Genomic DNA, 11,345 nt, shown 5'->3' with positions numbered 1-11,345 from the left:
TGAAGAGGTGTTGTTAAAAAGTTATTCAGACATAAGAGATGCGAGATGCAATCTTGATAACTATATAAATAGATATAACAAATTTAGGTTACATTCATCTCTTGGGTATCGGACACCAGATGAGGTTTACTTTCAAGGTATGTTAAAAGAAGACACTTTACTGAGTGAAACAGCATGAATGAAGGAAAATTAAAATCTATGAAAAAAGTCTTGACAAAAGGGGGCATCTTACTGTCTACAATGTTTTGTAATTCTCTTGCATTTCCTGGCCATGAGTAATTTATAAGGCACTTTAAAGCATCTTCGGTTATTTTAATTTCTCTGCCGTATATTTTATTTTCAAACAATGTTTTGTCTATGAAGTGCTGTATCAAAATTGGTACATCTTCTTTCCTCTCTCTTAATGGGGGGATTTTTATATTTATTACGTTTAATCTGAAAAAGAGGTCAGCCCTAAATTCACCTTTTTTTACCATATCTTCAAGTGGTTTGTTTGTGGCGGCAATTATTCTAAAGTCAGATTTTATTACTTTATTCCCTCCTACTCGTTCAAATTCTTTATATTCAAGAACTCTTAGTAGTTTTGGTTGTAGCGATAGAGGCATGTCACCGATTTCGTCTAAAAAAATAGTTCCATTATTGGCTATTTCAAATTTACCTATTTTCCCTTTGTTGTCTGCTCCTGTAAATGAACCTTTTTCGTATCCGAAAAGTTCTGATTCAAATAGTTCTTTAGGTATTGCTGAACAGTTAATTCTTACGAACGGGCCGTTTGATCTGGAGCTGGAGTAGTGTATAGCTTGTGCAATCATCTCTTTTCCTGTTCCAGACTCTCCAACTATTAAAACAGGAAGATTAGTTTTAGATGCTTTTTTTGCATCTTCTTTTACTTTGTTAATTTCTTGTGTAACTCCAATTATCTTGTCAAAAGTAAATCTTTTAGATTTTAAATCTTTTAACTCTGACTCGTAATGTTTAATTTTCGTGTTTAACAGAGTTAGTTTTTCAGTGATATCGTCTGATTCGTTGCTTGTTATTAGTATTATTCCGAATACTGCAATTACTTCATTATCTTCAATTATTGGTATTCTGTGAACTATTGTGCTAACACCTTGAGGGACAAAATCATGTATAAAATTAATTTCAGGAGTTTTAGTCTTTGCTACTTCTATCATTCTTGTGTTAGGGACAAAGTTTTTAATGTTTTTACCCAAAGCTTTATTAATGTTAACTGATAAAAAGTCAGCATAATATTTGTTTAGATAAAGGATGTTGCCATTTGGATCGGTAGTAATGATTCCAAGTGGCAAGTTGTCTAACATTTTTTTGTAAAAATTTTTTATTAGCATTACCTATCTCTAAAAGTATTGTATCAAAAATGCTATATGTTTCAAAATTGATACATAGAATTTATATAACATTTTTATATTTATTTCAACTAATTAAAATGTCTATTAAATAAAGCTAATAAATATCAAGTGTTAATCTGATGCTAATAAAATATTGATATTATGGCATGCTATTTGATCATATTAAAACATAGTTGTTTAAAAAGGAGGATGTGTATGCGTAGTGTAAAAATGTTTTTAAAAGTTTTTTCAGTTGTTATTTTGGTATTGGCAATTAGCACTGTTAATTTGTTTGCCAAAGAAAAAGAAAAAAATATTCTACTTAAGATGCCTTTGGCTTTCCCTTCAACTTTACCTATTTTGGGTGAAGGAGCTGTTTATTTTGCTGATTTAGTAAACAGTATGGATGACACAATTAAAGTTAAGATTTTTGAACCTGGCAAATTAATGCCTGCTTTTGAAATTCATGATGCTGTTTCTACAGGTAAAGTTAACGCTGGTTACACTATTTCAGGATATATCCAAGGGAAGATACCGGCTGCTGCGGTTTTTTCTGCACTCCCTTTTGGACCTACTCCTGAAGTGTTCGGTTCATGGTTTACAGTAGGCAACGGTAGTAAATTATATCAGGAAATGTATGATAATGCCGGATTTAATGTTAGAGTTTTCCCTATAACAATATACACAGCTGAAACTGCCGGTTGGTATAAAAAACCAATTGAAAGTATAGATGATTTCAAAGGTTTGAAAATCAGATTTTATGGTTTAGGTGGAAAAGTTTTAGCGAAGCTTGGCGCATCAGTAGTATTATTACCTGGTGCAGAAATATTCCCTGCTCTTGAAAAAGGAGCTATTGATGCTACCGAATTTTCTATGCCTATAGTTGATAAAAAACTTGGTTTTTACAAGATTGCCAAATATAACTATTTTCCAGGTTGGCATCAGCCTTCATCAACATTTGAGCTTTTAATTAATAAAGAAACATGGAATTCCATGAGCCCACGTCAGCAAGCTGTAATACAGACTGCTGTCAATGCAACTAACTATTTCACTCTTACTAAATCTATTGCTGTACAGGGGAAAGTCCTTATGGAAAATGAGGAGAAAGGCGTGAAAAACATGAAATTTAATGATGAAATAGTTAAAAAGTTAAGACAAACTTGGAATGAGGTTTTGGAAGAAGAAACTGCAAAAGATCCATTCTTTAAAAAAGTTATTGAAGATCAGAAACAATATTTCAAAGAAGTTAATAAGTTTATCAATTATAGCACATTACCATTTGAATAAATAGACGCCCCTTTTAGGGGCTCTATTATTTTTAGTTTCTATAAGGAGTCATAATGCAAGAAAATATAGTAAAACCTGGGTCTAATAAGCTGTCAAGTATACTTGATAAGCTTATAATTAGGATTGGTAAAGCAGTAAGTTGGGCGAATTTACTATTGATAGTTGTTACTTTATTACAAGTTTTACTGAGATATGGGTTTAACCATGGTCTTGTGATACTTGAGGAGTTGGAATGGCATCTGTATTCTTTTGCCTATATGATTGGCTTATCTTATGCTGTTGTAACCGATTCACATGTCAGAGTTGACGTATTGCAAAGTAAATTTTCGATAAAGGCTAGAGAGTGGATTGAGCTACTTGGCCACCTGTTTTTGTTATTACCTTTTATCCTTGTTTTAATTTATTATGGTGTAGAATTTACTCATAGCTCATTTATCTTAAATGAACACTCAAATGCACCTTTAGGTCTTCCTTTTAGATGGATAATTAAAGCTGTTATACCCATTTCCTTTATATTGCTATTGATTGCTGTAGTTTCAAGGATGGTAAAATCATTGCTTATTATTTTGGGGAGGGAATAGTATGGATATCAACCAAATATTGGTAATTTTAATGTTTGCTACATTTATAGGTATATTGCTTATTGGATATCCTATACCTTTTGCACTTGGTGGCACTGCAGTATTGTTTGTAGGTGTGGGATATATCGCGGATAATTACTTTGGAGCTTTTACTGGTATTGATTTAAATTACTTTGGTTTGGTTATTACCAGAATATACAAAACAATGACAAACTGGGTGCTTGTATCTTTGCCTATCTTTATATTTATGGGATTAATGTTGGATAAGTCAGGTATTGCCGAAAGATTAATGAATTCTTCTCAAAAATTATTTGGTAAAGTAAGAGGAGGTCTTGCAATAACCGTAACATTTGTAGGTGTGTTGCTTGCAGCTTCAACCGGCATTGTCGGAGCGTCAGTTGTTTTACTTGGTTTGCTTTCACTACCAGCCATGTTAAATCAAGGGTATTCAAAAACATTGGCACTTGGCACAGTAGTAAGTGCAGGGACTTTGGGTATTCTTATTCCACCTTCCATAATGCTTGTTGTTATGGGTGATCAATTAAGTTTATCTGTGGGTGATCTATTCCTTGGTGCCGTATTCCCGGGACTAATACTTGCTGGTATGTATGTAGTTTTTATCCTTATTTTTGCTTTTTTTAGTCCAAAATCAGCACCACTTCCAAAAGATCTTGAACCTGTATCTTGGAAAGTTGTTAAGGACGTAATATTAAATGTTATACCACCCTTTGGGCTTATAGTTGCAGTTCTAGGGTCAATTTTTGCAGGTATTGCTACGGTAACTGAAGCAAGTGCAGTGGGTGCGTTAGGTTCGCTCTTACTTGCAGTTATGTTTAAAAAGTTTAATTTTGAAGTCTTAAAAGATGTACTTTATGGTACTTTTAATACTACCGCATATATATTTGGCATATTTGTGGGTGCAACTGCATTTGCTCTTGTATTAAGAGGTTTGGGTGGCGATGAAGTTATTTCTGAGGTTTTAACTTCTCTTCCATTTGGTCCAACCGGGACTATTTTAGTCATTTTAGGTGTAGTTTTTCTACTTGGTTTTTTTCTTGATTGGGTTGAAATTACATTGATAGTTTTGCCGCTTCTTTCTCCGGTAATACCTCATCTATGACTAAATATAAATGGATATGGGGTACTGGAAAATCCAAATTTACTATGGTTTGTAATGTTGGTTGCAATGACGTTACAGACATCTTTTTTAACGCCACCCGTGGGATTTTCTTTGTTTTATTTAAAGGGGGTTACCCCGCCAAATATAACCCTTGGAGATATTTATAAGGGTGTTATCCCTTTTATAATAATACAGTTATTATCTTTGTTTTTTTTGATAATTTTCCCAGAATTAATTACATGGCTTCCAGCAACAATTTACAAATAGGGGGATTTGAATATGAAAAAAGTCGCAATAGTAACAGGTGGAGCAAGCGGTATAGGATTAAGTGTGGCAAAAGCTCTGTCTAAAAATAATTATAATGTTGTTATTTCAGATATTAATGAAGAAACAGGTGCAAAAGTAGCTTCAGATTTGGGTGGTTTTTTTGTTAAAACGGATTTATCTAAAGCAAACGATTGTAAAATGCTTATTGAGGCTTCAGTAGCCCATTATGGTACGGTAGATATTTTAGTTAACAATGCCGGTATCCAGCATGTTTGTCCAATTGCAGACTTTCCAGAAGAAAAATGGAATTTTATTATATCTTTAATGCTTACTGCCCCATTTTTATTGACCAAATATGTGTGGCCATACATGAAAGAAAAAGGGTGGGGAAGAATTATAAATATTAGCTCTGTTCATGGTCTACGTGCCTCAGAATTTAAATCTGCTTATGTATCTGCTAAACACGGTCTTATGGGGCTAACTAAGGTTGCAGCATTAGAAGGTGCTAATTGTGGGATAACTGTTAATGCAATATCTCCTGGGTATGTTAGAACGCCACTTGTGGATAACCAGATTGATGATCAAGCCAAAACTCACGGGATTTCCAGAGAAGAAGTACTTGAAAAAGTAATTTTGAAGAAACAGGCAATCAAGCGCATGATTGAGCCTGATGAATTAGGTGAAGCGGTGCTTTACTTATGCTCCGATGCGGCAAGATGTATGACAGGTAATTCTCTTACAATTGACTGTGGATGGACTGCACAATAAAAAAGGGGCTAAATGCCCCTTTTCTTAACTTTTTACTATTTTTTTATACCATTTTGGGTGTTTTTCTTTGATATGTTCCAAGTCAGCTTCACCTGTCCTAAAAATTGCTTTTAAGCCACATCTGTTAATTGGATGAGTCCCAATATACATGTGAATAATTAGAAAAAATATTATAAGTATAAAAAATGTACCGTGCAGGCTTTTCGCCCATTGTAAAGCCTCTAAGGTGTAAGAATCTCTAAATGTCAGCATTAACCCAGTAATAGTCATAACTATCATTGAAAATATTATAAACCATGCAAATAGTTTTTGTCCCATGTTGTATTTTCCTATCTCAGGGTGCTCAAATTTTATATATGTTTTATACAAATCTGAAAATCCGTTGAAAAATGGTTTAATTCCCCATTTTTCAGGCCATATTTGCCATGAACTTATATCCTTGAGCATAACAATTACAAACGGTATTGTTGTAAGTAGGAAAAATAATGCCGTTACCCTATGGAATATTCTTGCAACCTGAATACCAATACTTAGTATTTCTGCAGAAGTATTGGCACCGGCAAACAAGCTAACAGGTATACCAAATATGTAGGCTAAAAAGCTAAATTTATTGGATAAAATTGGCAGTCCCGTAATTATGAAAAATATCATAAAATGAATGATATGTTTGTGATACCAAATAATTATTTGGTTGAATACTTCTATTTTTTGATTGGTATTATGAGTCATATTACTCCTCCTTGTGCTCTTTTTCTGCAACTACTTCTTTTCTTTTTGCCAGCCAATATATAAAATGTCCGGCTGTTGCAGCTAATGCGCCACCAATTAAAAATGGTGCACTTGCTTTGGCAAAGTTTCTAAGTGCTATTGCGTTGCTGCGAGGATTTTCAGGTAATTTGTACAAATTCATCTCTTTTTTGGGGATAATAGTTACCCAGCCTAATTTCCCTACATAATTGTTAATTTTATCAAGACCATAAGCAACAAATTCTTCATTGTAGGTATCTTTGTAAATTGCAATCCTTTTGACTATTTCCTGTTCTACTTCTTGAATTGAACCAGAAAATAGAGCTCCAGTAGGACAACCCTCCACACAAGCCTGCTTTAAACCGTTTTCGATGCGGTCGTGACATAAAATACATTTAGAAGTTTTGTTTGTTTCTTTACTGTATTTAGGTACATTATAAGGGCATGCATCTATACATGAGCGGCAACCCACACATACATTTTCATGAATCACAACTGCACCGCTTTTTCTTTGCTCTATTGCTCCTGCAGGGCAAATTTGCTTACAAGGAGCGTTTTCACAATGATTGCAATGATGAAATTTTGTTATTTTTTGTGCTTCAGGGTATTTTCCATATTCATAAGTTAAAGGGGTAAGGTAAAATTTACTTTCTTTTGGCTCATTTACTGATGCTTCGTACTTATACCCTTTATCTCTGAATTGCCTTGTACTATTTTCTATAGCACAATTTGTCATACATGCATAGCACCTGATACATGACATAGAATCATAGCAAATTATGTTTTTACTCATTTTGCCCTCCTGATTTTAACAATAAAGTCTTGAGCCAGTTGCCCGCCATCAAGTACGGCAAACGTAAAGTTGCCTATATGATTAGGATTAAACCCATATTTTGGTGCATTGGTTAAAAAGTTTGTAAGGTTGTTATAATATCCAGCACCTACTCCATAATATGAAAATAAGGCGTCAGGGTGTACATATTCTACAAGTTTTATTTTAGTTTTAGTGACAAGATGGGGCTTTTGAATATTAAAAACTTCAACAATATCCCCATCTTTAAGTCCAATTTTTTCCCCTTTTGATTTGTTGATATATATTGCATCCCAATCTACCATTCCACCAAGGAAGTTTAAAATAGGGTTATCTTTTGTTTGTGCGCCTGTAAATGAGCTTAATGGGTTAAAGCCTGTTACCGGTATAAACTCATCTTTGCCTAATGTTTCTTTTTCTGTTTTCCAGTATGGGGGCTGATATTTAAAGCCAGGGTCTAATATACTTGCCAATTTTTCATTTGCCGCTTTTAGTTCAAAATGTTTTTCCAAAAAGAAAGTACTGTATATTTCGATTTTTTTAGACTTTGTTTTTGCCTTTACCCCGTATTTTATATTTCCAGTCCATACCCCTTTTTCAAATAGTGAGTCTGGCGAAAATGTTTGTAGCTCATCTTCTGATAATCCTTCTACTTTGGAAAGTTGCTTATCTAAAATAGCATTAATCCCTTTTTCGTTGTAATGACTAAAGTATGTATTATATGTTTCTGAGTCCAAAACTCTTTTTGCAAGCTCATTAACTATCCAGTAACCCTCTTTTGCACCAAAAAGAGGCTCAACAGCCTTTTTGTGGACAGCAATGGTAGGGTAAGGTGCTTTAAATTTTGTACGAATGGCTTCATCCCTTTCCAAAAACATTGCATCAGGAAGTATTATATCAGCATAAAGTACTGTTTCATTGAAATAGGGGGAAATAGCGACTATTGTTTCAAGCTTTTCCAATGCTTGAATAATTTCTTCACTACCTGTAGAGCCGCCAATTATATTCTGACCCCAAAACACTGCCACTTTGCACTTGTATGGTTTTTCTTCAAGGAGTGACTTTATAAAAAATCTTCTGTAATCTTTAGTATTTATTAACGAGTATTCACTGAATTTTCGGTAATAGTGTGAGATAGGCTTTTGTTCCGGTTTAGGTGCTTTTATAAAGCTGCCAGTCTTTACACCTCTTTGAATAATCATCCCCCCTTTTGTGCCTATACTTCCTAATAGAGTGTTTATAATCAGAATTACCCTTTTCTCTTCCATTGAATTATCATATCTTGTAGACCTGTATCCTCTTTCTATAAACACTTGAGGTGCATTGTTAATTAGATTTTCTGCGACATTTTTAATTTTATTGGCAGGCACACTTGTAACTTTTTCCGCCCATTCAGGTGTAAATTGCTTTGAGGAGTTTATTAATGCAGTCAAAGCAGTAGTAACTTTAACTCCATTATATTCGAATTCTCCCGTCAATGAAGGGTTTGATGCATCTTTAGAAAGCTTAAATTGTTTATCGTCTTCGTCATATACAAGAAAATCTATATGTTTGTCATCTATGTTTTCAAAATGGACAGGTTTCCCTTCGCTGTCTATAAGCATAGGTGCGTTTGTATGCTTTTTAAGATATTCTTTGTTAAATTTTCCGGAGGTCAAAATTGTGTTTGCTATAGCAAGTAAAAGGGCTAAATCTGTACCGGGGCTTATCGGTAGCCATTCGGTAAGACTTTCCCCTGCCTCTGATGGCTTTCTTGGATCAATAACTGTAACTTTTAAACCATTTCTTCTACCTTTTCCATACATAATTCCCCAAGGGAAAGTTACAAGTCCGCCACCTGGATTTCTGCCGATAAGAATCCCGTATTTAGCATTTTCATAATCAGGACTTAATGCGCCCGTTCCGCCCCCAGGTACACCTTTATCTTCATTACCACCCATAATTGAACCATAGCTTACAATTAATGAGTTGCCAAAACAGGTATCCCCGTATCCTACAATATTTGGGGTGCCGTAAATAGTAAAAAATTCTTTATCCATTCCTGGTGCACTATTAAATCTTGGTAAAAAAGCAACCAGGTGCTCTTCACCGTTATTTTTTAAGTTGATAAGTTTATCTGAAATAATTTTTAAAGCATCATCCCAAGAAATCGGTTTGAACTTTCCTTCTCCCCTTTTACCTACTCTGATTAAAGGCTGTTTAATCCTGTTTGGGTTGTACAACGCAGCTGTTGCTGCCCTCCCTCTGGCACAAATACCTGAATGTGGTGTGTTTTTATTTGACTCTATTCTTATTACTCTCGAGTCTCTAACTACTGCTATCATTGGGCAGAATTGGGCACACATCCTACACAAAACAGGTACTTTTTTTTCTACACCAAAATCCAAAGGTGTAACCTTTGCGTGCGACTCTTTTAGTGAAAGTAAACTTCCTGACAGTGCAGCCCCTGCACTTAGCTTTAAGAAGTTCCTCCTGTTTAAACAAGGCATACTAACCTCCTAATAAAAAATTATGTTAATGTTGCCGGTAACTATTTATAAAACAAAGAAAAACAAATGCAATATTTATTTAAATTTAATATAAAAGAGAATTAGGTTTTAAATTAATGCGTGCCTGTATTTTACTGTAGTTTAAATAAAATTAAGCAACACATCTCATATCTATTATATATGATTTTTTTAAAATTTTATTTTTTATAAGGTTTTTTATATTTTTAAAATACTTTATTATCAACATGTTATGCAAATATTTATATATTATAATTTATGAATAATATATAGGTTTCGAGCAAAAGTTTAAGTTTAATGCATATTATTTGTTGAGAGAGATAGTTTTTGCAATAGAGGACGCAGAGGTTAGAATTTAGTATTAAGTATTATGTTTTAGTCTCTAAAACCTTTACACCTTTTATAACCTTTACACCTTCATACCCTTTACAACCTTTACACCTCATATTAACTTACACAATTTATTTTTTGTCCAAGACTCACAGTTCACTATTCACTATTCACCATTCACTGTTCACAGTTTTTTAATCACAGAGACTGCAGAGAAGCACAGGTTTGAATAAATGAAGAAAAGTTAAATTGTAGTTTAGATGTATAAGAAATAGCTGACGGCAGTCTTTGAATACTCGACAAACACTTAAATCTATAGTAAATATCCTTAAGCACTGCAAAATATGTTATAGGAGATGTTGAAATGCCGGCGTTTATGGTAGATATTCTTAACAAAAAGCAAAAAGAGGTTTTTAAAAAGATTCTTGAAAAAAGAGATGGAGCGATGAATGTTGCTGAGCTTGAAGGGTTTCTTTTCGGTATAGCATTGACGCCTGATGTTATATTTATAAGTGAATATATGCCTGAAATATTTGGAAATGAAGAACCGATATTTGAATCTCAAGAAGAAATGAGCCTTTTTGTAGAGAATCTTATGAAAGCTTATAATGCTTATATCTATGCTGCAGAAAATCAAAAGTTTAAGATACTTGTCGACGTAATAAAAGATGAAGATTTAACTGATGAATATATGGCTGAAATTTCAGATTGGGCAAAGGGTCTTTTTTCTGCATTTAAAATGAGACCTGAAATATGGTTTCCTAACCCTGAAGACCTTAAAAAACCTTCAAAAGAAAAAGAACTTTATACCTATTTTTTGGGGATTATATTTAGTGCAGCTTACCCTGACACTTTAAATGAATATTTAGTACAAGAAGATAATGTAGACAAAAAATTGATTTATAAACTAATACCAAGAGCTGCTGAAGCTCTAAAAGCAGTCGGGGAAATGTTTTTGGATGAAAGAAAGAAAAAGTTTAAAGAAGACTTAAATAAAACTAAAAAGAAAAAAGAAAAAATTGGACGTAATGATTTATGCCCCTGCGGCAGTGGTAAAAAATACAAAAAGTGCTGTGGTAGAAATTAAGTACTGTTAACCAGATTAAAATATTTGTTATAGGTAATTGCTTACTATTTCCTGTTATACAATATTTGTTAATACTTAATGCAAAAATAGAGGATTAAAATTTTGTTTAAATAGCAAACATTATATTAGAGCAAATTAGAAAATAAAAAAACTTTCCTAAATGTAAAAGATACCAAAAACAGTGTGATGTCGGGTAAACCCCACTTGCTAAAAGTTATAATTTATCTTATATTTGTAAAAAGATTATATTGCCATAAATGTTTCGGAGACGATTATGAAAAAGCTCCCAATCGGGATACAAACATTCAGTGAAATAATTGAAGGAAACTACGTTTATATCGATAAGACTGAAGAAGCTTATAAGCTAATTCAAGAATACAAATATGTATTTCTATCCCGCCCTCGCAGATTTGGTAAATCTTTATTTCTTGATACATTAAAGGAATTGTTTGAAGGCAACAAAAAGCTTTTTGAAGGTCTGTATATTTATG

Annotated in this window: 9 protein-coding genes and 2 pseudogenes; 7 read left to right on the top strand and 4 right to left on the bottom strand. The window is 33.4% G+C overall.

From position 1 onward, the window contains the following. Positions 1–7: 7 nt before the first annotated feature. Positions 8–73: pseudogene (locus tag ACTCAF_RS09660) on the top strand (hypothetical protein); the annotation flags it as partial. A 10-nt stretch (positions 74–83) separates the two neighbouring features. Here ACTCAF_RS09660 and ACTCAF_RS09655 read toward each other — a convergent pair. Further along, positions 84–1,349 carry a sigma-54 interaction domain-containing protein gene (locus ACTCAF_RS09655; RefSeq protein ID WP_463063073.1) on the bottom strand — a complete coding sequence of 422 codons (1,266 nt, stop codon included), beginning with the start codon at positions 1,347–1,349 and terminating at the stop codon, positions 84–86. Positions 1,350–1,565: 216 nt separating this feature from the next. On the opposite strand from ACTCAF_RS09655, the gene ACTCAF_RS09650 reads away from it, so the two are divergent. The 4 genes and pseudogenes from ACTCAF_RS09650 to ACTCAF_RS09635 all read left to right on the top strand — a co-directional run bounded on the left by ACTCAF_RS09650 (position 1,566) and on the right by ACTCAF_RS09635 (position 5,372). Continuing rightward, a complete protein-coding gene (locus ACTCAF_RS09650) occupies positions 1,566–2,636 on the top strand; it encodes a TRAP transporter substrate-binding protein (RefSeq protein WP_463063072.1) in 1,071 nt (356 codons plus the stop codon). Positions 2,637–2,689: 53 nt separating this feature from the next. After that, positions 2,690–3,217 (top strand): TRAP transporter small permease subunit, encoded by a 528-nt coding sequence (locus ACTCAF_RS09645; protein ID WP_463063071.1) that lies wholly within the window; start codon positions 2,690–2,692, stop codon positions 3,215–3,217. A 1-nt stretch (position 3,218) separates the two neighbouring features. Then, positions 3,219–4,604, top strand: a pseudogene (locus tag ACTCAF_RS09640) (TRAP transporter large permease). 12 nt (positions 4,605–4,616) lie between these two features. Then, positions 4,617–5,372, top strand: a complete 756-nt coding sequence (locus tag ACTCAF_RS09635; RefSeq protein WP_463063070.1) for a 3-hydroxybutyrate dehydrogenase — start codon at positions 4,617–4,619, stop codon at positions 5,370–5,372. Positions 5,373–5,396: 24 nt separating this feature from the next. On the opposite strand, the gene ACTCAF_RS09630 is transcribed toward ACTCAF_RS09635, so the two are convergent. From ACTCAF_RS09630 to ACTCAF_RS09620, 3 genes are read right to left on the bottom strand one after another with little or no spacing between them, the layout of a single operon-like run. Then, positions 5,397–6,101, bottom strand: a complete 705-nt coding sequence (locus tag ACTCAF_RS09630) for a cytochrome b/b6 domain-containing protein (protein WP_463063069.1) — start codon at positions 6,099–6,101, stop codon at positions 5,397–5,399. Position 6,102: 1 nt separating this feature from the next. After that, complete coding sequence (locus ACTCAF_RS09625; protein WP_463063068.1) at positions 6,103–6,912, bottom strand: 4Fe-4S dicluster domain-containing protein; 810 nt, start codon at positions 6,910–6,912, stop codon at positions 6,103–6,105. After that, a complete protein-coding gene (locus tag ACTCAF_RS09620; protein ID WP_463063067.1) occupies positions 6,909–9,419 on the bottom strand; it encodes a molybdopterin-containing oxidoreductase family protein in 2,511 nt (836 codons plus the stop codon). Before ACTCAF_RS09620 ends, ACTCAF_RS09625 begins: the two co-directional genes overlap by 4 nt. A 712-nt stretch (positions 9,420–10,131) precedes the next feature. Between ACTCAF_RS09620 and ACTCAF_RS09615 the strand changes: the two genes are divergently transcribed. Then, positions 10,132–10,854 (top strand): UPF0149 family protein, encoded by a 723-nt coding sequence (locus tag ACTCAF_RS09615; RefSeq protein ID WP_463063066.1) that lies wholly within the window; start codon positions 10,132–10,134, stop codon positions 10,852–10,854. Positions 10,855–11,128: 274 nt separating this feature from the next. Further along, positions 11,129–11,345: AAA family ATPase (locus tag ACTCAF_RS09610; RefSeq protein WP_463063065.1), on the top strand; the 217-nt coding region annotated here is incomplete at its 3' end.

Source organism: Deferrivibrio sp., from assembly GCF_055117995.1.
The sequence above is the reverse complement of the archived record's forward strand: the minus strand, read 5'-3'. Positions and strand labels throughout refer to the sequence as shown.